The organism is Cellulophaga sp. (genome assembly GCF_039943695.1).
Classification (GTDB): domain Bacteria; phylum Bacteroidota; class Bacteroidia; order Flavobacteriales; family Flavobacteriaceae; genus Cellulophaga.
This window is the reverse complement of record NZ_JBDVAA010000088.1, coordinates 41,392-63,684: the sequence shown is the minus strand read 5'-3', so window position 1 is coordinate 63,684 and position 22,293 is coordinate 41,392. Positions and strand designations below refer to the sequence as shown.

The following is a 22,293-nucleotide window of genomic DNA, read 5'->3' as shown; positions in this document are numbered from 1 at the left end:
CTATATAATGAAAATAGTATCCTATAACGTTAATGGTATTCGCGCAGCAATTAATAAAGGTTTTATAGATTGGCTTACCGCTACAGACCCAGACGTTATATGCCTTCAGGAAATAAAAGCCTTAAAAGAACAGTTAGATTTGTCTTTATTTGAAGAAGCTGGTTATAGCTACAATTACTGGTATAGTGCTCAAAAAAAAGGCTATAGCGGTGTTGCAATATTATCTAAAACAGAGCCAAACCATATAGAGTACGGTACAGGAATAGATTATATGGATTTTGAAGGGCGTAATATTAGAGCAGATTTTGGAGACGTTTCTATAATGAGTATGTATTTACCATCTGGCACAAACTTAGCTCGCTTAGATTTTAAGTTAAAATATATGGACGATTTTCAGACCTATATTAATGACTTAAAAAAAGACAAACCTAATATTATTGTATTGGGAGATTATAATATATGCCATGAGGCAATAGACATACACGATCCTGTGCGCAACAAAAACGTATCTGGATTTTTACCTGTAGAACGCGAGTGGATTGGGAATTTTATGGAGAGCGGATTTATAGATAGTTTTAGGCATTTTAATAAAGAGCCACACAACTACTCTTGGTGGAGCTATAGAGCTAACGCAAGAAATAATAACAAAGGTTGGCGACTAGATTATGCTATGGTGAGTAAAACCCTTGAAAATCGCTTAAAAAGAGCTGTTATTTTAAAGGAAGCTAAACACAGTGACCATTGTCCAATTTTAGTAGAGCTAAAAAAATAAACACTAAAAACCAATTTACTAATGACACCACAACTCCTAAACCCAAAAGATTTTGAATCTTTAATTAACGGAAAAAGAGTATCGCTTTTTACGCTAAAAAACACACAAGGTTCTATTGCTCAAATAACAAATTATGGTGGCACTTTAGTCTCATTATGGGTAAAAGACAAAAACAGTAATTTTAAAGATGTTGTTTTAGGATATAAATCTTTGCACGAGTACCAAACCAATCCAAATGCCTACTTTGGTAGTATTGTTGGCAGGTATGCAAACAGAATTGCTAAAGGGAGCTTTACTCTAGATAACAAAATATACAATTTAGCTGTTAATAACGGCGAAAATCATTTACACGGTGGCACAACTGGTTTTGACGCTGTTGTTTGGGATGCAAAACAACCTACTGAAGATACACTAGAACTAACCTATGTTTCTGCAGACATGGAAGAAGGTTTCCCTGGTACTTTAGCTGTAAAAGTGCAATATCACTTAACAGATAAAAATGCTTTAAAAATTAAATATTGGGCTATTACAGATAAAACCACTGTAGTTAACTTAACAAACCACTCTTATTTTAATTTAAAAGGTGAAGGTAATGGTGATATTTTAGACCATACACTACAAATTAATGCATCTTCTTTTACAAGTATAGACAAGACTTGTATACCTACTGGCGAGCTAACATCTGTTTATGATACTCCTTTAGATTTTAGAAAAGAAAAAGCTATTGGTAAAGATATTAATGAAGATCATGAGCAACTAATTATTGGCAATGGTTATGATCACAATTATGTTATAGACCAAAACACAACTTTAAATTTGGCTGCAACGGCAAAAGAAGCTACAACAGGTATTACTATGGATGTGTACACTACGGAACCAGGAGTGCAATTGTATACAGGCAACTTTATTGGTGATGATTTAGTAGGCAAATCTGGAAAAAAATACCATCCACGAGCTGCTTTTTGCTTAGAGACACAGCATTATCCTGACAGCCCTAATAAACCACAGTTTCCAACTGTGATACTACATCCAAAAGAAGAATACCACAGTGTAACTTTGTATAAATTTACTACAGAATAAAAACTTATTTGTTTCCTACTACTTTGTATGTAGGGTCTTCTAATACGTTAACTTCAATTATTTTATCTGCATTGTTTAACAACACTCTACAATCCTTACTAAGGTGTTTTAAGTGTACCTTTTTACCTACTTTGGCATAGCGTTCGGTAATTTTGTTTAAAGCTTCAATTGCAGACATATCTGAAACTTTACTTTCTTTAAAGTCAATAATTACTTCTTCAGGATCATTTGCTACATCAAACTTTTCATTAAAAGCAGTTACAGAGCCAAAAAATAAAGGTCCGTAAATCTCATAGTGTTTTACCCCTGCTTCATCTACATATTTTCTAGCCCTAATTCTTTTAGCACTTTCCCAAGCAAATACCAATGCAGAAATAATAACACCTATTAATACGGCTAATGCTAAGTTGTGTAAAACCACAGTAATTAAAGTTACCAATATCATTACAAAAATATCTGGTTTAGGCATTCTTTTTAAGGCTCTAAAACTTGCCCACTCAAAAGTACCTACTGCAACCATTACCATAACACCTACCAATGCAGCTATAGGTACAAGTTCTATTACTGGTGCTCCAAACAATATAATTACCAATATAGTTAACGCTGCAATTATACCAGATAATCTAGCTCTTGAACCTGCAGATAGGTTAACCAAAGTTTGAGCAATCATTGGACAACCACCCATACCACCAAAAAAGCCATTTAAAATATTTGCGCCTCCTTGTGCTACGCACTCTCTATTACTGTTTCCTTTTGTACCTGTAATTTCATCTACTAAGTTTAACGTAAGTAAGCCTTCTGTTAAACCTACAGCAGCCATTATTAATCCGTATGGTAAAATAATTTTAAAGGCTTCTAATGTAAACGGAATAGTTGGTATATGAAAAGAAGGTAATGTACCACTAAGCGACTTTAATGGTTCTCCCGGTAAAGTATCTTGATTAATAATATCTACGACTTGCTTTGTTTCTATATTTAAAAAATACACAACTAAAAAAACAACGATAATTCCTATTAAAGAAGCCGGAACTGCTTTGGTAAGTTTAGGAACAAAAACAATTATTGCAATTGTAAACAGTACCAAGCCTACCATAGTATACAATGTTTCGCCTGTTAACCAAACTGCAGCATCACCAACACCAATTTTAAATTGGTCCATTTGTGCCATAAAAATAATAATAGCCAAACCGTTTACAAACCCAAACATTACGGGTTGAGGCACCAAACGTATAAATTTACCAAGTTTTAAAAGACCAACTATTAGCTGAAAAACACCTGCCATAGCAACTGCCGCAAAAACATATTCTAAGCCGTGCGAGTTCATTAATGCCATAAGAACTACTACTGTTGCACCAGCTCCTCCAGAAATTAATCCTGGTCTACCACCAAATATTGCTGTAACCAGTCCCATAATAAAAGCACCGTACAAACCTACTAAAGGCGAAAATCCTGCAAGAATAGCAAACATTAATGATTCTGGAATCATTGTCATTGCCACCGTTAATCCTGCTAAAATTTCATTTTTATAATCTACCTTCTGCTGGAAATCGAATAAATTTAAATACTTTTTCATTTTAGCTTATAAATTAAGGGCGCAAAAATAGTCTTTATTGAGCTTTTAGAGAAATAAACTATATAAAACTAAAAAACACATCTTAAAATTATAAAAATCTAACACTACACGCTAACAAAACGTTTCTTAGCTTTGTAGTAAACACATCTACATAATGGCAAAACAAGACTTTACACTTATAGGAGCTGGTATAATGAGCGCAACGCTTGGCGTTTTATTAAAACAACTAATACCAGATGCAAAAATAGCTATTTATGAACGTTTAGATAAAGTAGGCGCAGAAAGCTCTGATGCTTGGAACAATGCAGGCACAGGACACTCTGCTTTTTGTGAATTAAACTACAACCAGAAAATGAGCAAGGCGATATAGATATTTCTAAAGCATTAAAAATTAGTGAATCCTTTGAAGTATCTAAACAACTTTGGGCATATTTAGTAAAAAACAATTTACTACCTGCAGAAGATGCTTTTATTAATGACATTGACCATATGAGTTTTGTTTGGGGTGATGAAAATTTAAACTTCTTAAGAAAAAGACACAAAGCACTTACAGCATATCCTATTTTTAAAGATATGTTACATTCTGAAAATTACGACCAAATTAAAGAATGGGTTCCGTTAATGATGACAGGGCGCAATAAAGACCAAACTATTGGTGCCACAAGAATGCCTATTGGTACAGATGTAAATTTTGGAACTATTACTAGAGGTATGATTGCCTATTTACAGTCTTGCGATGGTGTAGAAGTGTTTTTAGGTCACCAAGTAGAAGATATAGATGATAAAAAAGATGGCACTTGGGAAATAGAGGTTAAAGATTTACATACAGATAAAGAAAAAACTATAGAGAGTAATTTTGTATTTATAGGTGCTGGTGGTGGCGCTTTAAAATTACTAGAGAAATCTGATATTCCAGAAGCAGATGGTTACGGTGGTTTTCCTGTAAGCGGACAGTTTTTAAAGTGCAACAACCCTAAAGTTATTTTACAACACGAAGCCAAAGTTTATGGTATGGCAGAAGTTGGTGCGCCACCAATGTCTGTTCCGCATTTAGATACTAGAATGTTAAACGGCGAGCGCTCGTTACTTTTTGGTCCGTATGCTGGTTTTTCTACTAAATTTTTAAAAAATGGTTCTTATTTTGATTTGCCACTGTCTATAGATGCACATAATATTTTTCCTATGCTTAGGGCAGGTTTACACAATATATCGCTTACTAAATACTTAATAGAACAAGTTGTACAGTCGCCAGAAGAACGTTTTAAAGCATTAGAAAAATACTACCCAAATGCTAAAATTGAAGACTGGGAACTTATTACAGCTGGGCAACGTGTACAAATTATAAAAAAGGATGCCAAAGAAGGTGGTGTACTTAAATTTGGAACCGAGATTGTAACCAACAAAAACAACACATTAGCTGCTTTGCTTGGAGCCTCACCTGGTGCATCTACCTCTGTGTCTATTATGTTATCTGTATTAAACCAATGTTTTCCTATGCAGGTAAAATCTAAAGCTTGGCAACAAAAATTAACAGAAATGATTCCGTCTTTAGGGCACTCCTTAATTACAGATGAAAAACTATGTATTAGCACAAGAAATTATACTACTTCAATTTTAAAATTAGAAGACAATTAAAAACACAAAAAAACCGCCTTAAACATACCACTGTTTAAGACGGTTTTACAACTAATAACCAACCTAAAATTCTTCTATCTTTTGCGTTGTCTCTTCACTGTTTTTACACTGTTTGTAGACTTCGTTCTTTTTTTATCTGTTACAGATGCATCTCCTTTTAAATACTCTGTATAACCTACTCCTGTAAACTCATAAACCGTGCCAGAATCTGGATGATATAACTCTATTGTACTATCGTTAATCACATAAAACTCAAAATAATCATCACCCATAAAATCATAGTCTAACTCTAGTAACTTTAAGGTTTCATCACCATCAACATCAAACACTTTATACACCCCTTCATAATCCCACTGTAAGTTTCTTGGTCTAGTACCATTATTGTCTATAGAAGACCTAAAAACATCGGCATTACCATCAGCAAAAAATTGTAAAAAATTCTCCGCATCAAAATCATTTATAGCCCCTTCTTTACTTGTATATGTTTTTTCCCAAGCGTTGTACTCTTGTAAAAAGTATTTTAAATTATCATAAAAAACATAATCATAATCAAACGTACTTTGTCTATATCCTCTTAAGTAGTATGATGTGTTTGTACTAACATCTAACAACTCTAAAGTATTGTTATTTACTACATAAACCTCTAAAGGCCACCTACCATCTACACTATGGTTTACACGTATACCATCGTTAAAAACATCGTAATTACCAACATCTATACCGTAACCACCACCAGTTTTACCAATACCGACAATGTTATTATTTGCATACAAACGGCCATTATTAAATGTAATAGTAAATGCACGTTGCAAAAAAGGCACTTCTCCGTTTCCTTGTGTAGCATTAATATCTACATACCATAAATCGTATTTATGAATTGCGTGTTCTACAGAAAATCCTGGTTCTAAAAACTCATCTTCAATTATAATTTCTGAATAACATGAAGAAACTAAGGTTCCCAATAGCAGTAGTCCTAATAATAATTTCGTTTTCATAATAAAAATGTATTGGTTCTGTTTAGCTTAAAACAAAGGGCGTGCCAAAATTTCTAAATAACTGACATACAACAGTTAATGAATTTAATTTTTTGTACTTTTAGATTAATGAAATAAATAATATGGCAAAAAAAAGTAGTACATCTACCTTAATTACAACAATAACAGGGCTATATTTTTTTATTAAATTGATGCTATACTGGCTTTAAAATTTCTGCTTTCAATTAAATTTTATCTACTTTTGATCTACTAAATTTATTTTATGAAGAATACTACAAAGTTTGCTGTTTTGGGTGGTGGTAGCTGGGCTACTGCAATTGTAAAAATGCTTACTGAAAATGTTAGCACAGTAAATTGGTATATGCGCAATACAGATGCTATAGCGCATATAAAAGAACACAATCACAACCCTAATTATATAAGTGCCGTTGAATTTAACCCACAACAATTAGCACTAACCGCAGATATTAATACCGCTATTACTAATGCAGATGTTGTAATTTTTGCAATACCTTCTGCTTTTTTAGTAACAGAATTAGAAAAACTAACGGTTTCTTTAGATGAGAAAATTGTATTTTCTGCAATAAAAGGTATTGTGCCAGAAACAGGTTTAATTGTTGGTGAGCATTTTAACCAAACGTATAATGTACCACTAGAAAATATTGGTGTTATTGCTGGTCCTTGCCATGCCGAGGAAGTTGCCTTAGAGCGTTTGTCTTATTTAACTATTGCTTGCGCAGATGAGAAAAAAGCTAAATTGGTTGCTAAAAACCTAAGTAGCTATTACATAAAAACAAAAACATCTGACGATATTATTGGCACCGAGTATGCAGCCGTTCTTAAAAATATTTATGCTATTGCTGCCGGTATGGCTCACGGTTTGGGTTACGGAGACAATTTTCAGAGTGTACTTATGAGTAATGCTATTAGAGAAATGAAACGTTTTATTAAACGTGTACACCATATGAAACGCAACATTAACAACTCTGCCTACCTTGGTGATTTGCTAGTTACTGGCTATTCTGTTTTTAGTAGAAACAGAATGTTTGGTAATATGATTGGCAAAGGGTACACGGTTAAAAGTGCTATGATGGAAATGAGTATGGTTGCCGAAGGTTACTACGCTACTAAAAGTGCACACCTGATTAATGAAAAACACAGCAAAAAATCTAAGACTCCTATTATAGATGCGGTTTATGCTATTTTATACGATGGCAAAAACCCTAAAAAAGTTTTTAGTGGCTTAACAGATAAGCTAGACTAGTTAACATTAGCTAAATTCTACAAAGCTTGTTCTTATAGTAATTCTTTGTAATTACTATAAAAACAAGCTTTTTTATTTGTCCGTTTCTAAAAACTATATAAATTGTAAGAAATTATTTCGATTTTTTTAAAGAGAAAAGAATATAGAGGAGAGAAAAAAGACCAAAATTAGAAACAGTAATCATTCATAAAATAACAATACGCATTAAATGTCTTTAGAAGATAAAAATCGACTTATAAAACAGGGACAAGATCAATTAGAAAAAGGGATTTTTCCTAATCTTGTTTTAGAGTCTATAAATGAGTCTAGACTAAGAAAGGATGTCGAAAAACAAATATTTAATCCGTCAGGAGAAAAATTTGATAATCTATCTAAAGAAGAACAAGACATAAAAAAAGGTAGGCTAGATATTATTCTTAAATTTAATGACTACATACAGGCATTAAACTTTTTTAAAAATGGCGCTTACTTGCTATTAATACTTGGAATTATAACTCTTGGAAGTGCGTTATTAAAAATAAACAACAATTATATCTTTGGCTTACTAACATTTATTAGTGGTCTTATTATTTTAATTGCTTCATCAAACAGAAAATTACTTTTAAAAACTACATTGTATATTGTAATTGCATATCTTGTATTTACCTTGTTAGAACTCATCATTTTTAAATTACCATCACCTTATATTTACGCTATAAATGACAATATTTTAGAAAACAGAAGAGGCGATTTAACAAAAATTATTAATTTAATTAGTCCATTTGTATATCTCACAATAAGACTTTCCTTAGTTGGTTTTTTTATAGGCGTTTACTTAAAACAACAAAGTTTTTTTAAAATAAAAAGTAAATATGAGCAGGGAATAAAGAGCAATAGCCAGGAGGCAAAACCCTTTAAAGGGAAAAATAGAACATAGAAAAGAGAGCCAAGACTTGAGACTTATAAAATAGACCAAAACAAATAACTAAAGACCAATAAACCTATGAAAAAAGTAAAATCTGTTTTATACAGAATTGTATTTATTATTGTATTTTCTTTACTAGCAAAATCTTGTGTTAGCGATTACATTTACGAAGGAGACAAAGATAAAATTGCAGAACGTCAACAAATGTTAGACGATAACACTTTTGTTATGGCAGACCTATCTAACGAGTATACAGAAACCACTTTGGCTAAGGTTATAAAAACATACACGTTTAATTATACATTTACTGTAGATGGGCGTACTTATACCGATGAAATTTCGTTAACTAAGCTGCCAAACTTCCCTCAACTTAAACTATACTATTTAAAGGGAGATCCTAATATTGTTTCTAAAGACCCACAGGCAGATATTAACTCTGAGAATAAAAAAGGAAAATCTGTCACAGATCTCATCGTTGGTATTGTTTGGGGTGTTTTAGCTCTACTTATTTTACTCTCGTTTTTTGGAGGTAAAAAAGCTGCAGAACCTAAAGAAGCTAAAAAACCAATTGCCACTAATACAAATACACGTTCTGCAGAACAAATAGAACTGGAGCGCAAAGCAAAAGAAGATCCAAATAGATTTTTACCTAAATAAATAAAGAGCTAAAGCCAAAACGATTTTTTTTAGAGGTGAAAAATGAGTGTAAAAAAGAGAAAAAAAAGACTAAGAACTAAGACTTATAATAAGTAACATAAAATTATGGATCAGAAAATAAAAACATTAAAAATTATTCACTTAGCTATTACCTTTGGGGTAGTTCTTATTTATTTTACTTTAGGAGATATTACTGCTTTAAAAAGTTTTAAAGTTCCTGCTTTAGATGCCTATTCAGTCGTATTTTTAGCATTACCGCTAATTGCCGTTTTTACTAGTAATTTTGTGTTTAAAAACACACTAAAACAAGCCAAGGACATTAAAGAGCTTAAAGACAAATTTGGTGTGTACCAAACTGCATCAATTATAAGATGGGCAATTTTAGAGGGGGCTGCTTTTATCATCCTATTTCTTAAACCAGACTTTATGCTTTTTGGACTTTTAATTATACTGTATATGGTATTTTTAAGTCCTACTTTAGACAAAATAAAAAACGATTTTGAAAGCGTACGTATAAAATAATTTAAACTAAATATGAAAAAAATATTAACTATTACAGCTGTTCTTACACTTTTAATTAGTTCTTGCAAAGAAACTTCAACCTCTAAAATAGAACGTGAAGGTGAGCCAGACGTAATTAACATAGCAGATGAAAACATTGCAATGAACCAAGCTATTGCCAAAGCAAACAAAACTCTATCTATCTTTAAAACAGCTATTCAAAGCAATAATAAAAACTACTATGGCTTTACACTAAAGCAAAAATTTAGTGATTCAGATGGTAGTGCAGAACATATTTGGATACAAGATGTAACTTATGACGGCTCAAAATTTAAAGGTATTGTTGGTAACACACCATTATATGAAATTAATGTAAAATTAGGAGATACTATTAATGTAGACGAGTCTAACATTAGTGACTGGATGTACTTTGACCAAAATATTACCAAAGGCGCATACACTATTAGGGTGCTACGTGACCAAATGTCTACTGAAGAACAAAAAGAGTTTGACATACAAAGTGGAATGCAATTTGAATAAATAAAAAATATGAAAAAAATACTAGCCATTACAACCCTTATTTTACTAACCATTGCAAGTTGTAAAACAGACGAAAAGCAAAAAGTAAGCAATTTATCTAACCTATACGCGGTAGATGGTTTTATAGATTTTCCGTTTACTATTACAAACACTAAAGAAGATAAAGACTATTACCAATACACCATTAAGGCTACCGTAGATAATGATACCATTGGTATGCTTGTGTCTTTAAAAAAAGAGATTAAAGCAGGTTTTGTAAATGGCGAGCCAAAAAATATGTTTATAGATAATGGCATTAAATTTACTTCTATTGGAGAGCAAAGCAACAGATTATTAAACTTTATGCGTAAAAAATACAATTTACCTGCTAAAGAATATGCTTTAAAACAAGAACAAATTTTTACTTGCGCTAACCTTAATCAAGATGATGTAGATTACAAAAGTGGTAGTAGCAGATTTAAAATATTTTTAGAGGATAATGAAGAAAATGCAGAGCTTTTTGTAAACTTTAATTTTTTACTAAACACCATTGGTTTAAACGAAAAAGACAATCTGTACAGACCGCAATTAGTACGTTTGCTAAGCAAATAACAACTGTACAACTTGTAAATTTTAGTACCTTAGATGTATGAACAAATTAGACATTAGAACCGTAAACGTTGTGCAATATGTACAACCTTTACGAGAAGGTGGCTCTTTACCTGCTATTGTTAAGGCAGATGACGATTTCCTTTATGTTTTAAAATTTAGAGGCGCAGGCCAAGGCACAAAAGCACTTATTGCCGAGTTTATTGGCGGCGAGCTTGCACGTGCTATTGGATTAAAAGTACCAGAATTGGTATTTGCTAACCTAGACGACTCTTTTAGCAAAACAGAACCAGACGAAGAAATTCAGGATTTACTAAAATTTAGCGTTGGTTTAAATTTAGGACTACACTATTTATCTAGCGCTATAACTTTTGATCCGTTAGTAACTACCGTAGATGCAAAAACCGCTTCTAAAGTGGTGCTACTAGACAGTATTATTAGCAATATAGACCGTACGGCAAAAAACACCAATTTACTTATTTGGAACCAAGAGCTTTGGGTAATAGACAATGGTGCAAGTTTTTATTTTCATCACAACTGGCCTTTGTGGGAGAACCACCTAACCAGAACTTTTCCCTTAATAAAAGACCACGTATTATTGCCACAAGCTACAGAGCTAGAGTACGCAAAACAAGAAATTACAAGCAAAATTACACCACAAATTATAGAAGATATTACCAATAATATACCTGAAGACTGGCTTATAAACCAAACCGATTCTTTAACTCCTGCGCAAATGAGAGCTGCTTACACCAAGTATTTAAATGCAAAACTTGGTATGGTAGACGCGCTTATAAAAGAAGCTAAAGATGCAAGATAAAGTTACGTTTGAATATGCCGTTATACGCATTGTACCCAAAGTAGAACGCGAAGAGTTTTTTAATATTGGTGTTATTTTATTTAGCAAACGAAAAAAGTTTTTAGGTGTAAAATACCGTATAGACCGCACCAAATTAGAGGCTTTTTGTAAGGATCTAGACTATAATTTGCTGCAAGATTACCTAAAAGCCTGGGAACTGGTTTGTAAAGGTGAACCCGCTGGCGGACCAATTGGTAAGTTAGAGCTATCTGACAGGTTTAGGTGGTTAGCCGCCTCTAGGAGCACCGTTATACAAAGCTCTAAAACACACCCTGGTTTATGCAATAACCCAGAAGAAACCTTAGAAAAACTATTTGCCACCTATGTTTTATAACACCATTAAATAACAAAACCATATATTATGATTTACACAAAAAACAGCCTTAAATACACGTTAGTACTAGCAGCAACAGCGTTATTACTATATTCTTGTGGCGCAAAAGACAGTTATGAAACAGTAACCGTAGAAAATAAGTTTGAGCTTACACTGCCTTCTTTTTTATCTAAAACTAGAGACTTAAATGATGATGCATCTTTACAATACCAAAACGCAATAAGAGAGTTTTATGTTATAGCTATTCATGAGCCAATAATAGACGTACAACCGGTAATTGACGAAGACGTAACAGGCGAGTACAAAAATGATATTAACGGGTACTACAAACTAATTTCAGATAATTTTAAGGAGGCCATAGTAAACCCTAAAGTCTCTAAAGTAACAGATACTATAGTAAACAATATGCCTGCTAAAACAGCTTTTATAAATGGGCAAATAGACGGTTTAGATATTGTATACGCCATAGGTTTGTACCAAGGCAAAGAAGATTATTACCAAATATTCTCTTGGACACTAGCAGACAGAAAAGATAGACACAAGGATAATATGTCTAAAATTATTTATTCTTTAAAAGAAGTAGAAGAAACAGAATAACTTTTACCAATTTACCATAAAAATTAAGCCTTTACTATTTAGACAAACCTCTAAAAAGTAAAGGTTTTTGTTTGCAATAGAGCCACTTACATTGCCACACACAAATACACACCTACCAAATACCCTTAAAAAACTGCAAACTATACATTATTGAATACCAATTACGGAAATCCGTTTTTTTGATAAAAAAGAAGGGAGTAAATTGAAGAGTTCTTTTTCAGCCTATGACAATTTATTAATGAAATAAATCATAAACTAAAACAACTAGTGAAAAATGGAAATAGAAATAAAAAACTGTAACAATATTGATAAAGGGAAAATTAAAATATTAAACAATAAACTAAATATCAAATTTGGAATTAATGGAACTGGAAAAAGTACACTAACAAGAGCTATAAAATACAATACTGAATCTCCGGAAAGGTTAAAAGAGTTAATACCTTTTAAACATAGAGAATCAGAACCGGAAATATTTCCAGAAATTCAATCAAGTGAAGAAATAGAAAGTATTTTAATATTTAATGAAGAATACTTAAATCAATTTCTTTTTAAAGAAGATGAATTAATCACAAATAGTTACCAAATATTCATTGAAAATCAAGAGTTTAAAAACTACACCAATCAAATAGAGGAACTACTTTCCGAAATCAAAAAAGTGTATTCGGAAAATGAAGAACTTGATAAAGTGATTTTGGATTTAGAAAATTTATCTAAGAGTTTTAAATCTACACAATCAGGTCTTTCCAAAAGTTCGGCACTTTACAAAGGTCTTGAAAACGGAAATACAATTCAACATATTCCTAATTCCTTAAAAGGATACAGCAAATTAATTAAAGATAAAAGTTGTGTAAAATGGTTAGACTGGCAAGATAAAGGTGAAGAGTTTCTTGAAATATCAGATGACTGTCCATATTGCACCTCTCCCACTACTGAGAAAAAAGAAACAATAAAATCAGTCTCAACTTTCTATAATAAAAGTGTAATAAAAAATTTCAACGTAATAATTGAAGCCATTCAAAACCTAGGTGAGTATTTTTCAGATAGTACAAATTCCACTCTCAAAAATATAACTGAGAAACAGTCTGGATTGGAAGACTCTGAAATGGACTATATTATTGTTGTAAAACAACAAATTGATAATTTGCTCTCAAAATTAAGAACTCTTAAAAACATATCTCGTCTTAGCTTTAGCGAAGAAAGAGCTGAAGAAAAATTAAAGAGCTTAAAAATCAATATAGACTTATTTGATAGGTTAAATTCAATTAAAACTAATGAAGCTATAAATTCTTTGAATTCTTCCCTAGATACTGTTCTTCGAAAAGTTGGTATTCTTGAAGGAGAAATTAATAAACAAAAAAGATTAGTCAAGAAACTCATTCAAAAACATAGAAAAAGTATTAATTCATTTTTAACTAATGCTGGTTACAAATATACTGTTGAGATTGAAATTAGTAATTCAGATAATTACAAATTACTTCTAAAACATACCGAATCAACCAATTTAATTAATGGAGGCAAACAGTACTTAAGTTTTGGAGAAAAAAATGCTTTTTCTTTAGTTCTATTTATGTATGAAGCATTACATAAAAATCCTGATTTAATAATACTTGACGATCCAATTTCTTCATTTGATAAAAGTAAAAAATATGCAATAATGCATATGTTATTTAGAGGTAAAAGTATCGATTGCCTCCTGAATAAAACTGTCCTTATGCTAACTCACGATTTGGATCCAGTTATTGATACAGTCAAAGTTCTTAAAGAATTTAATAATCTTTCTAGCTCTAGTTTTTTATCTAATAAAAATGGTCAATTAACTGAAACTAAAATAAACAAAAACAATTTAATGTCATTTGCTCAAATTTGCAATAAAGCATTAAATTCAGATTTAGACGATTTAATAAAATTAATTTACCTGAGAAGACATTATGAAATATTAGATGACTTAGGTAATGAGTATGAAGTACTATCAAATTTATTTCACAAAAGAAGTATTAACGAATGTACTGACCACAGAAAAGAAATAGAAAGTGATAGCTTATCAGAAGAAGATTTTAATCTAGGTGTACAAAAAATAAAAAAATCAATCACAAGTTTTGATTACGAACATCTTCTTAATAACTTAAACGATTCCGAATACCTAAAATCTTTGTATTTAAACTCTGATAGCAACTACACCAAGTTAAATATATTCAGACTCATTTATGACGATAAAATTAATAAAATCCCTAGTGTTTTGAGAAAGTTTATTAATGAGACATTTCACATAGAGAATGAATTAATTTGTCAACTAGACCCTAATCAATATGATTTAATTCCAGATTTTATTGTTGAAGATTGTAATCAATATCTTCATAGTATTTAAAAAAAACGTAATATCTTTAAAAGAAAAAAATGGCGAGTAACACAGAAATAAAATTATCATCTAACTGGACCAACCTTGGCTTGTACTTAGGCACAATTGTAATACTAATAATGATTCCGGTATTAGCAAATGTTACCCAAGAGCAAGAGTTTCATATGGGGATGATTATAGCTGCTGCTGTTTTTATAGCGCTTATTGGTTTTATTGTATACCAATTTATGTATATCTGTGATGCACGTGTTATTGGAGATAATCTAGTGTTAAAAAAGAAATTTAGAGCTGCTAAACATTACTCGTTTGATAAAATAGGATACCCAAAGTCTTTTCATTTAAAAAGATCTAAATACACTACGGTAGAAATGCAAAACGAAGACAAAAGTCAAGAAAAATACCTAATAATGAATAATAGGTCGCTACTTTCTTTTGAGAGTAAAGATGCAGAGCAAACTCTTATAGATCTTAGAAATATGGCAATGCGTAGTAAGTAATAAAAACTACCTTAATTATACTTGCAATTATATTTTTATTAATAGTAAGTCTTTTCTTATATTCGCCTGCAAAATAACAAACCTTAAAACAGGTATTTATAGTAAAGACTTATGATAAAAAATTTTGTTTACCTATTTGCTTTAGTTGCAATAATAGGCTGTTCTAATGACGACGATACTAACAGCGAAAAAGACATAGAGCTTTTAATAGGAAAATGGCAAATTACAGAGAAGTCTGTAAACGGTACTAAAGTAACACTATCTTCTTGTGAGTCTTTAGATACAGATGAGTACCTACAAGACGGAAACCTAATAAAATTATACTCGGAGCCAGACCAACAAAGTACTAGTGGTTGTATACAGTTTGAAGACAACTCTGGAAGTTGGGAAAAAATTAAAGATTCTGAATATAGAGTTATATCTGATGACGGAGATATTAACGAAGTAAGAACCATTGTTTTTTCTATGGAAAACAACATACACACTGCTTCATTTTCTGAAACATACCAAGATTCTAACGGTAATAACCAAATAGAAAATTACACTATAAAATATACCAGAGTAAAATAAGACCTTACCCCTCAAAAAAACTAACCAAAATTACAACCAAAAAAAAATGAATTTCTTTAAAACACTCCTAATAATATTATCAATTATTTTATTAGAAAGTTGTGCTTCTGGCTATAAAACATTGGAGCTAAATTCTATGAGATACTTAGGCACAAATGTAACTGATAGTATAAAATTTGATTACAGATATAATTTACTAAGTAAGAAATATGCTAAAAAAGAAATAAAAAAAGGGATTAAAGTTATAGCAGTAAAAATTACCAACAATTCAAGTAAAGATTTAGTCTTTGGAGAAGACGTTAAATTAACCCAGGCAAATGGCACTGAGATTTATGTTATGGACAACGAGTATGTTTACAAATCTCTAAAACAGAGTCCGGCTTCTTATTTGTGGTATTTATTTTTAACCCCATTAAACTTGTACACAACTAGTACAGAAACAACTAGAAATGGCTATACCCGAGAAAACACTAATTCTATTCCTATTGGTTTAGCTATAGGGCCTGGTCTTGCAGGTGGCAATATGATTGCCGCAAGTTCTGCTAACAAAAAATTTAAACAAGATCTGTTAACTTACAGCATAAACGGAACTGTACTTAAAAAAGGAGAAACAACATACGGTTTAATTGGTATAGAAAGTAAATATAAAAATGCGCTAAAATTAATACTAAACTCTAGCAAGCCACAAGAAATAAATAACTAGAGTATTTTAGTATAGCGTGCGGTAAAACATCACTCTTAAGCAACACTCATATAATTGTTAAAGGCACTACTACTAAAAATTAGTACCTTTAAAATAAAAAGCAACTATGAGCCTTAACTTAAAAGAAAAAGCAATTGCATTTTACAAAACTGCATATTTGGGCAACCCTAAAAAAGCGGTAGAATTATATGTTGGTGACCAGTATATACAACACAACCCAGACGTAGAAAATGGTACCGCTGGTTTTATAGCGTATTTTGAGCGCATGCAGACAGAATACCCAGACAAAAGCATTGAGTTTGTTAGAGCCATTACAGAGGGTAACCTTGTAGCTTTACACACGCACCAAACGTGGCCCGGTAACGACCAATACGTTACTATGGATTTTTTTAGATTTGACCAGAACGGCAAAATTGTAGAACACTGGGATGCTATACAGCAAATACCCAAAGCATCTAAAAACCCAAATACAATGTACTAATACTCCTAATTTTATGCATAATAGCTAAAAAAACTACACAAAAGTACTTTTACAAAAATAGCTCCGTTATAAATTTTAACCAGTTTTAAGTATAGGCTTAAAACAAATAACCTTAACCAAATTTATAACCTTATGGACGGACTAAGAGTACTCTTATTAGTAGCAGGTGTCATTATTTTACTTATTAATTTTTTTATCAATTCTGGAAACATTATTAAAATAGTTAAATACTGTTTTCAAACAAACTCCATTGCCAATTACTGGGATCTAATTTTTAAAAGCTGCTTTAGCGGACGAGCAATTATATCGTCTTTAATAGGTCTTATTTTAGCAATCATCATTTTTATAATTATTACTCCAATTATTTTAATTAGAAGCGCAATAGGAACCAAAAAAGTAAATAATTTATTAGACGAAGGTTTATTTTTTCAGTATCAAGAAGCTTACCAAGTACAAGAAAACCTTACCTTTAAAACCAACATTAACCATGAACTAAATATAAATATGCCAGCAGTTAATGTGTCTGGTAAACTTAGAGTTGATGCTATTATTGCCATTAGTGAAATAACAAAGGAGTATGAAACAAAAGGCATAAAATGCGAATATAAGGTAATGCATAAATTACCATTAGAAAACAAAACTGAAGCATTAATACCTTTGTTTTTAACAGTAGATAGCCAAGAGATTCCTACATACTTTATTTACACACCAACACACGTACAGCAGTATAAAAAAATACGAAATAAACTGTATACAGCGGGTTACAAAAAGACCATTTATTTTTCTACCATTCAATTTTAAAAACAACAACAAATGACAAAAAAAGTTCTTATCTGTATTGCCCTAGGATTATGCTCTAAGCTAACATTAGCACAAGATGTAAATTTGTTTGTAAATGATATTAAAGAGGAAAGACATTTAGAGTCTGATAAAAGTTTTGTAGAACTTACCGCTTTAATTAAAGGTATTAAGGTTGATGAATTTAACCAAGTAAAAATAAAATCTATCACTAGCGCATCTGCAGATGATGGCAGCTCATTACAAAAAAAAGAAAGTTTTTTTGGAGATGACTATAGCAATAATAACGAACTAGATTTTAAGCTTGAAGCACCAACGCGTAAAGCCACTAATTTGGTTAATATAGAAGGTGTTTTAAAATATTTTAGTCCTACAGAAGCTAATGGAGGGAAAGTAGTAATTAAAAATCCGCTTAACTACTACAATAAAAATTTACTTAGTAAAAAATACAAAGACGTTAAAGTAACCCTAGTAGACAAAGCTGCTTTAGAAAAACTTAAAGAAAAAGATGAAAAAGAATACCAAAAAAAGCTTAAAGAGTTAAAAGAGTCTGGAGTAATAGCAGAAGGTATGGCAGAAACTGTTGATGCTTTTAAACAGTTTTTTGATGGTTTTGGAAGCTTTGGAAATGAAAACGCATTGTCTTTCTATGTAGAAGATCCTGACGAGAAAATTGTTGAAATTTTAATTTACAATGCTGATGGTGAAAAAATGAATTACGGCAGTAGTAAGTATGGCTCACATAAGCTTAGTATTAGCTTAAAAGAAGAAGCGCAGCCTAATTGGACTATAGAAATTTTAGTAGAAAGCGAACAAGCTTTAAAAGAACTAAAATTTAAAATTGCAAGTGTTTTGTTACCATAAAACTCACTACAATACTAGAGTAATTACAACTACTCTAGTATTGTTACCCAAATAACAGCATCATTACCAACCTCATCTACAACAGTAATTTTGTGTACTCCTGGTTTTGGCAAAATAGCTATTTCATGAAATGTTGTCGTTTGCTTTACAAACCTATCATCTAAATACCAAAAAACTTTAGTCTTAGATTTTGCATGTGCTAATTTTAAAACAAGCTCATTAGTTTCTCCTTCAAAATTTTTAGGCAAGGTTATTTTTGCGCCACTTTTAGGATAAATAAACTCCATTACCTTGGCGTTTTCCGTTTTACAATCTACTCTAAAATCTGGTAACGTTTTATAGGTTACATTGGTTTTTTTATAATAAAACTCTTGTAATGGAGGCAAAACAAACCAAGGCTTTGTAACCATATTTTCTACTAACTCACAAGACGTATTTACCTGAAACTGTTGCTTAGCATCTAAATGTACTAGCTTATGGTACGGACAAGCTTTTACATAGTTTTGCTTAGCAGGTATGTTTATTTTTTTAGCCGGACAATTGGGTGTTGCTAAATAACCACTATTGGCACAAACATCTACCTCTGTAAACTCATCTAATGGCTGCAAAAACCAATTTGTTTTGGGTAACACGTTAAAAACATCAAACAAAATAGGTGCTGCACTAGAAACTCCTGTTATATTTGGTCTTCCCTCACCATCTGCATTACCAACCCAAACACCAACTACTTGGTCTTTTGTAACGCCAATTGCCCAAGCATCTTTGTTTCCAAAACTAGTACCGGTTTTCCAAGCTATTTGCTTAGATGAGTCATAAAACTCCCAGGATTCTTGTCCTTCTGGTCTGTTTACCTCTTTCATTGCCTCAAAAGTGAGGTAAATACTTGCTGCATCAAAAATTGTTTTTTGGTTAGATTTTTCTCCAAAATCTACTTTTGCATTAGCCTTTAAAATAGGTTCTGCAAATTCTTTTGTAAAATACTCACTAGAGGTTGCATTAAAATGATTTACCGTAGATGCCATAGATGCATAGGTTTTACATAAATCCCACAAGCTACTTTCTGCTCCTCCTAAAATTAGTGTTAACCCGTAATGATCTGCAGATTTGTTTATTCCTTTTAAATTAAACAAATCTAACTGGTCTCTAAACTTCTGTAATCCGTAAGATTGTAACAACCTAACCGCAGGTATATTTAAAGACCTTGCCAATGCTTTTTTAGCCTCTACAGCACCACTAAAATCTTCATTAAAATTTTGCGGCGAATACCCGGCTATTTGCGTAGGCACGTCTGCCACTAGCATATCCGGTAACAACTCACCGGCATCTAACATTGCAGTATATAATAATGGTTTTATGGTACTACCAGTACTACGTGTAGCTTGTACCATATCTACATCTTTTTGGTGATTTTTATCTGTTTTTGTATTACCCACATACGCCATAACTTTACGTGTATGTACATCTAAAACTAAAACCGCTGCATTAAAAACTTGGTTCTGTTTTAAGTGCGAATAATGTTTTTGAACCACAGCATTTACACTTGTTTGCAAAGGCGCATTAATACTACTTACTATACGTTCTCCTTTATGTTTTTTTGATATGTGTGTTACTAAATGCTGAGCAGTTTGTGGCAAAGCATATGGCTTTTGAGGCAACTCTTCTAATAAGGCTAAATTGTATGTTGTTTCATCAATTATATCCTTATCTAAAAGTTTACGTAGCAATTTGTTTCTTTTTACTAATAAACGTTGCTGGTTTTTACCAGGATATATTAAACTAGGTGCATTTGGCAAAACAGCTAAAGTTGCCGTTTCTGCCCATGATAATTGATGAGATTTTAGTCCAAAATAACGCCAAGAAGCTACTTCTAACCCAACCACATTACCTCCGTAAGGTGCGTTGCTAGCATACATTTTTAATATTTCTTCTTTGCTTTCTCTAAATTCTAACCGAGTAGCCCAAATAAGTTCTACCAGTTTTTCTGCATAAGACCTGCTCTTTCCTTTACGTGCTAAACGTATAACTTGCTGTGTAATGGTACTACCGCCACGTACTGTTTTACCAGCTTTTATATTTTGCCCAACAGCTTTTACTATAGAAACCGGATTAAACCCAACGTGGTTGTAAAAATGTGCATCTTCAAACTGTAGTAAACAATGCTCAAACTTTTTTGGAATACTATCCACCTCCGGAAAACGCCATTGACCATCACTAGCTATTTGCGCCCCTAAAAGCACCCCTTCTGCACTTTCTACAACGGTTGCTGTTGGCGCTTTAAAAAGTTGCTTGGGCAAGCAAAAATAATAGGCAATAAGCAGTACTGTTACAACTATACTTTTTTTAGGATGCTTAGCCAAAAACCTACCAACACGCGTATGTTTTAGTTTATTTAAAAAACTCATACTCGCGCTCTACTTTACAAATTCGTACTTTAAACCAAGTATACCATTCTTTACGACCTTTTTCTTGTGCTAATTTATGGTCTGTTTGTTTTTTCCAGTTGGCAATAGCTTCTAAACTGCTCCAATAACTTACGGTAATACCTACAGATTCTCTAGCGCTTTCTATACCTATAAAACCAGCTTGCTCTTTAGCCAGTTCTTCCATTTGAGTCGCCATTTGGTTATAGCCGCTATCTTCTTCTATTTTGGTTGATGTAAAAATTACTGCGTAATAGGGTGTAGTATTCATCATTATCATTAAAATTACTTTAGCAACATCAACCTAAAAACTTATTCTATATATTGTTTTTCTATAAAGTAGTTTACTAGTGCTTCTTTCATTAAAACACTTTGCTCACCTGCTTTTAATGTTGGTAGCTCTTCTTTTATTGTATAGTGTGGCCATCCGTCTTCATCAAACATTTCAAATTCATAATACCCATAAGGTTCTAACAACCTACAGATGGCAATATGCATTAAATTTATTTTCTCGTCCTTTTTATATTTAGCGTGTGGTTTTCCTAATTCTTGTATGCCAACCAAGTATATAATTGCATCTAGCTCTAGAACATCACCGTCTGCAAATTGCGCAGATAGTTTTTCTACTAAAACTGTCCATCTCTCTTTTAGTTCTGTATCTCTTGACATTGTTATAGTTACAAATTGATTCTATTTTCTTCTGTTTTTTATAAAGATGTAAAGGTACAAATCAATATCCTATATTTGTAAAAACACTTGAGAATGAATTTTTTAGACATTATACTAGGAATACTACTAATTTGGGGACTTTACAAAGGCGTTAAAAACGGACTTTTAGTAGAGTTAGCCTCCCTTGTTGCTTTAATTGCTGGTATTTATGCTGCTATTCATTTCTCTTATATTATTGGCAACTACCTTACTGAAAAATGGGAATGGAACCAAAGTACTATTCATATTTCTTCTTCTATTTTAACGTTTATTGTTGTTGTACTTATTATTAATTTAGTGGGCAAATTACTTACCAAAGTAGCAAATGCCGTTATGCTTGGATCTTTAAACAGTATTGCAGGTGGACTATTTGGTGCTTTAAAAGTTGCTGTTATTATTGGTGGTCTACTTCTTTTTTTAGATAAGGCCAACCAAAATTTACAAATTGTAAAAGAAGAAACTATAGAGAGCTCTACGCTGTATACACCTATAAAAACTATTGGTGAACTGGTATTTGCTTTTGTTTTAGAAGAAACCCAAACCGAAGATTCTACTACAGAAACACTTTAAACAATTTACTTTTTTAAACATAAAAAA

The 22,293-nt window shown here is 31.9% G+C and carries 24 protein-coding genes and 1 pseudogene; 20 read left to right on the top strand and 5 right to left on the bottom strand.

All coding sequences use genetic code 11. The features are described from left to right. Window positions 1-7: 7 nt before the first annotated feature. On the top strand, window positions 8-772 hold the full coding sequence (locus tag ABJD66_RS06265) for an exodeoxyribonuclease III (RefSeq protein WP_348129438.1): 765 nt from the start codon (window positions 8-10) through the stop codon (window positions 770-772). A 21-nt stretch (window positions 773-793) separates the two neighbouring features. After that, window positions 794-1,852, top strand: coding sequence for an aldose epimerase family protein (locus ABJD66_RS06260; RefSeq protein WP_303541994.1), 1,059 nt, complete (start codon window positions 794-796; stop codon window positions 1,850-1,852). 4 nt (window positions 1,853-1,856) lie between these two features. Here the strand turns inward: ABJD66_RS06260 and ABJD66_RS06255 are convergent, their stop codons facing one another. Then, window positions 1,857-3,425: a SulP family inorganic anion transporter gene (locus ABJD66_RS06255; protein ID WP_303541995.1), complete on the bottom strand. Its 1,569-nt coding sequence runs from the start codon at window positions 3,423-3,425 to the stop codon at window positions 1,857-1,859. A 154-nt stretch (window positions 3,426-3,579) separates the two neighbouring features. Here ABJD66_RS06255 and mqo point away from each other — a divergent pair. Beyond that, window positions 3,580-5,060, top strand: a pseudogene (mqo, locus tag ABJD66_RS06250) (malate dehydrogenase (quinone)). A gap of 74 nt (window positions 5,061-5,134) precedes the next feature. Here mqo and ABJD66_RS06245 read toward each other — a convergent pair. Beyond that, window positions 5,135-6,055: a nicotinic acid mononucleotide adenyltransferase gene (locus ABJD66_RS06245; protein WP_348129435.1), complete on the bottom strand. Its 921-nt coding sequence runs from the start codon at window positions 6,053-6,055 to the stop codon at window positions 5,135-5,137. A gap of 262 nt (window positions 6,056-6,317) precedes the next feature. Between ABJD66_RS06245 and ABJD66_RS06240 the strand changes: the two genes are divergently transcribed. The 16 genes from ABJD66_RS06240 (at window position 6,318) to ABJD66_RS06165 (ending at window position 18,568) form a co-directional block, all read left to right on the top strand. Beyond that, window positions 6,318-7,319, top strand: coding sequence for an NAD(P)H-dependent glycerol-3-phosphate dehydrogenase (locus ABJD66_RS06240; protein ID WP_303541998.1), 1,002 nt, complete (start codon window positions 6,318-6,320; stop codon window positions 7,317-7,319). Between the two features lie 208 nt (window positions 7,320-7,527). Then, window positions 7,528-8,235 carry a hypothetical protein gene (locus tag ABJD66_RS06235; protein ID WP_348129432.1) on the top strand — a complete coding sequence of 236 codons (708 nt, stop codon included), beginning with the start codon at window positions 7,528-7,530 and terminating at the stop codon, window positions 8,233-8,235. A 66-nt stretch (window positions 8,236-8,301) separates the two neighbouring features. Further along, the gene (locus ABJD66_RS06230) at window positions 8,302-8,880 is read left to right on the top strand and encodes a hypothetical protein (RefSeq protein WP_348129429.1); all 579 of its coding nucleotides are present in this window, start codon (window positions 8,302-8,304) and stop codon (window positions 8,878-8,880) included. A gap of 105 nt (window positions 8,881-8,985) precedes the next feature. Next, window positions 8,986-9,402: an MFS transporter gene (locus tag ABJD66_RS06225; RefSeq protein WP_348129426.1), complete on the top strand. Its 417-nt coding sequence runs from the start codon at window positions 8,986-8,988 to the stop codon at window positions 9,400-9,402. A 12-nt stretch (window positions 9,403-9,414) separates the two neighbouring features. Further along, window positions 9,415-9,921, top strand: a complete 507-nt coding sequence (locus ABJD66_RS06220; RefSeq protein ID WP_100894608.1) for a DUF2314 domain-containing protein — start codon at window positions 9,415-9,417, stop codon at window positions 9,919-9,921. Between the two features lie 9 nt (window positions 9,922-9,930). After that, window positions 9,931-10,512, top strand: coding sequence for a hypothetical protein (locus ABJD66_RS06215; protein ID WP_100894607.1), 582 nt, complete (start codon window positions 9,931-9,933; stop codon window positions 10,510-10,512). A gap of 37 nt (window positions 10,513-10,549) precedes the next feature. Then, the gene (locus ABJD66_RS06210) at window positions 10,550-11,329 is read left to right on the top strand and encodes a HipA family kinase (protein ID WP_348129421.1); all 780 of its coding nucleotides are present in this window, start codon (window positions 10,550-10,552) and stop codon (window positions 11,327-11,329) included. After that, entirely contained in the window at window positions 11,319-11,702 is a 384-nt protein-coding gene (locus tag ABJD66_RS06205) for a DUF3037 domain-containing protein (protein ID WP_348129418.1), read from the top strand. Before ABJD66_RS06210 ends, ABJD66_RS06205 begins: the two co-directional genes overlap by 11 nt. 27 nt (window positions 11,703-11,729) lie before the next feature. Beyond that, window positions 11,730-12,299 carry a hypothetical protein gene (locus ABJD66_RS06200; RefSeq protein ID WP_348129416.1) on the top strand — a complete coding sequence of 190 codons (570 nt, stop codon included), beginning with the start codon at window positions 11,730-11,732 and terminating at the stop codon, window positions 12,297-12,299. A 274-nt stretch (window positions 12,300-12,573) separates the two neighbouring features. Next, on the top strand, window positions 12,574-14,664 hold the full coding sequence (locus tag ABJD66_RS06195) for a hypothetical protein (protein WP_348129413.1): 2,091 nt from the start codon (window positions 12,574-12,576) through the stop codon (window positions 14,662-14,664). A 29-nt stretch (window positions 14,665-14,693) separates the two neighbouring features. Further along, window positions 14,694-15,152, top strand: coding sequence for a hypothetical protein (locus ABJD66_RS06190; protein WP_348129410.1), 459 nt, complete (start codon window positions 14,694-14,696; stop codon window positions 15,150-15,152). A 111-nt stretch (window positions 15,153-15,263) separates the two neighbouring features. Continuing rightward, complete coding sequence (locus ABJD66_RS06185; protein ID WP_348129407.1) at window positions 15,264-15,722, top strand: hypothetical protein; 459 nt, start codon at window positions 15,264-15,266, stop codon at window positions 15,720-15,722. Between the two features lie 46 nt (window positions 15,723-15,768). Continuing rightward, the gene (locus ABJD66_RS06180) at window positions 15,769-16,425 is read left to right on the top strand and encodes a hypothetical protein (RefSeq protein WP_348129405.1); all 657 of its coding nucleotides are present in this window, start codon (window positions 15,769-15,771) and stop codon (window positions 16,423-16,425) included. 106 nt (window positions 16,426-16,531) lie between these two features. After that, window positions 16,532-16,906 (top strand): nuclear transport factor 2 family protein, encoded by a 375-nt coding sequence (locus ABJD66_RS06175; RefSeq protein WP_100894599.1) that lies wholly within the window; start codon window positions 16,532-16,534, stop codon window positions 16,904-16,906. A gap of 132 nt (window positions 16,907-17,038) precedes the next feature. Continuing rightward, window positions 17,039-17,707, top strand: coding sequence for a hypothetical protein (locus ABJD66_RS06170; RefSeq protein ID WP_100894598.1), 669 nt, complete (start codon window positions 17,039-17,041; stop codon window positions 17,705-17,707). A gap of 12 nt (window positions 17,708-17,719) precedes the next feature. After that, the gene (locus ABJD66_RS06165) at window positions 17,720-18,568 is read left to right on the top strand and encodes a hypothetical protein (protein ID WP_348129402.1); all 849 of its coding nucleotides are present in this window, start codon (window positions 17,720-17,722) and stop codon (window positions 18,566-18,568) included. A gap of 29 nt (window positions 18,569-18,597) precedes the next feature. Here the strand turns inward: ABJD66_RS06165 and pbpC are convergent, their stop codons facing one another. Genes pbpC through ABJD66_RS06150 form a run of 3 tightly spaced genes read right to left on the bottom strand, consistent with a single transcriptional unit; the run spans window position 18,598 to window position 21,657 of the window. After that, entirely contained in the window at window positions 18,598-20,970 is a 2,373-nt protein-coding gene (gene pbpC, locus ABJD66_RS06160) for a penicillin-binding protein 1C (protein ID WP_348129399.1), read from the bottom strand. Beyond that, window positions 20,954-21,262 carry an antibiotic biosynthesis monooxygenase gene (locus ABJD66_RS06155; RefSeq protein WP_100894595.1) on the bottom strand — a complete coding sequence of 103 codons (309 nt, stop codon included), beginning with the start codon at window positions 21,260-21,262 and terminating at the stop codon, window positions 20,954-20,956. Before ABJD66_RS06155 ends, pbpC begins: the two co-directional genes overlap by 17 nt. 38 nt (window positions 21,263-21,300) lie before the next feature. Continuing rightward, window positions 21,301-21,657, bottom strand: a complete 357-nt coding sequence (locus tag ABJD66_RS06150) for a hypothetical protein (RefSeq protein WP_100894594.1) — start codon at window positions 21,655-21,657, stop codon at window positions 21,301-21,303. 93 nt (window positions 21,658-21,750) lie between these two features. Here ABJD66_RS06150 and ABJD66_RS06145 point away from each other — a divergent pair, with 93 nt between their 5' ends. Continuing rightward, window positions 21,751-22,266, top strand: coding sequence for a CvpA family protein (locus ABJD66_RS06145; protein ID WP_100894593.1), 516 nt, complete (start codon window positions 21,751-21,753; stop codon window positions 22,264-22,266). Window positions 22,267-22,293 lie beyond the last annotated feature (27 nt).

Excerpts from the sequence above, each read along its gene's own strand:
- ABJD66_RS06265 (WP_348129438.1), top strand. The coding sequence starts at position 8 with ATGAAAATAGTATCCTATAACGTTAATGGTATTCGCGCAGCAATTAAT.
- ABJD66_RS06260 (WP_303541994.1), top strand. The coding sequence starts at position 794 with ATGACACCACAACTCCTAAACCCAAAAGATTTTGAATCTTTAATTAAC.
- ABJD66_RS06255 (WP_303541995.1), bottom strand. The coding sequence starts at position 3,425 with ATGAAAAAGTATTTAAATTTATTCGATTTCCAGCAGAAGGTAGATTAT.
- ABJD66_RS06245 (WP_348129435.1), bottom strand. The coding sequence starts at position 6,055 with ATGAAAACGAAATTATTATTAGGACTACTGCTATTGGGAACCTTAGTT.
- ABJD66_RS06240 (WP_303541998.1), top strand. The coding sequence starts at position 6,318 with ATGAAGAATACTACAAAGTTTGCTGTTTTGGGTGGTGGTAGCTGGGCT.
- ABJD66_RS06235 (WP_348129432.1), top strand. The coding sequence starts at position 7,528 with ATGTCTTTAGAAGATAAAAATCGACTTATAAAACAGGGACAAGATCAA.
- ABJD66_RS06230 (WP_348129429.1), top strand. The coding sequence starts at position 8,302 with ATGAAAAAAGTAAAATCTGTTTTATACAGAATTGTATTTATTATTGTA.
- ABJD66_RS06225 (WP_348129426.1), top strand. The coding sequence starts at position 8,986 with ATGGATCAGAAAATAAAAACATTAAAAATTATTCACTTAGCTATTACC.
- ABJD66_RS06220 (WP_100894608.1), top strand. The coding sequence starts at position 9,415 with ATGAAAAAAATATTAACTATTACAGCTGTTCTTACACTTTTAATTAGT.
- ABJD66_RS06215 (WP_100894607.1), top strand. The coding sequence starts at position 9,931 with ATGAAAAAAATACTAGCCATTACAACCCTTATTTTACTAACCATTGCA.
- ABJD66_RS06210 (WP_348129421.1), top strand. The coding sequence starts at position 10,550 with ATGAACAAATTAGACATTAGAACCGTAAACGTTGTGCAATATGTACAA.
- ABJD66_RS06205 (WP_348129418.1), top strand. The coding sequence starts at position 11,319 with ATGCAAGATAAAGTTACGTTTGAATATGCCGTTATACGCATTGTACCC.
- ABJD66_RS06200 (WP_348129416.1), top strand. The coding sequence starts at position 11,730 with ATGATTTACACAAAAAACAGCCTTAAATACACGTTAGTACTAGCAGCA.
- ABJD66_RS06195 (WP_348129413.1), top strand. The coding sequence starts at position 12,574 with ATGGAAATAGAAATAAAAAACTGTAACAATATTGATAAAGGGAAAATT.
- ABJD66_RS06190 (WP_348129410.1), top strand. The coding sequence starts at position 14,694 with ATGGCGAGTAACACAGAAATAAAATTATCATCTAACTGGACCAACCTT.
- ABJD66_RS06185 (WP_348129407.1), top strand. The coding sequence starts at position 15,264 with ATGATAAAAAATTTTGTTTACCTATTTGCTTTAGTTGCAATAATAGGC.
- ABJD66_RS06180 (WP_348129405.1), top strand. The coding sequence starts at position 15,769 with ATGAATTTCTTTAAAACACTCCTAATAATATTATCAATTATTTTATTA.
- ABJD66_RS06175 (WP_100894599.1), top strand. The coding sequence starts at position 16,532 with ATGAGCCTTAACTTAAAAGAAAAAGCAATTGCATTTTACAAAACTGCA.
- ABJD66_RS06170 (WP_100894598.1), top strand. The coding sequence starts at position 17,039 with ATGGACGGACTAAGAGTACTCTTATTAGTAGCAGGTGTCATTATTTTA.
- ABJD66_RS06165 (WP_348129402.1), top strand. The coding sequence starts at position 17,720 with ATGACAAAAAAAGTTCTTATCTGTATTGCCCTAGGATTATGCTCTAAG.
- pbpC (WP_348129399.1), bottom strand. The coding sequence starts at position 20,970 with ATGAGTTTTTTAAATAAACTAAAACATACGCGTGTTGGTAGGTTTTTG.
- ABJD66_RS06155 (WP_100894595.1), bottom strand. The coding sequence starts at position 21,262 with ATGATGAATACTACACCCTATTACGCAGTAATTTTTACATCAACCAAA.
- ABJD66_RS06150 (WP_100894594.1), bottom strand. The coding sequence starts at position 21,657 with ATGTCAAGAGATACAGAACTAAAAGAGAGATGGACAGTTTTAGTAGAA.
- ABJD66_RS06145 (WP_100894593.1), top strand. The coding sequence starts at position 21,751 with ATGAATTTTTTAGACATTATACTAGGAATACTACTAATTTGGGGACTT.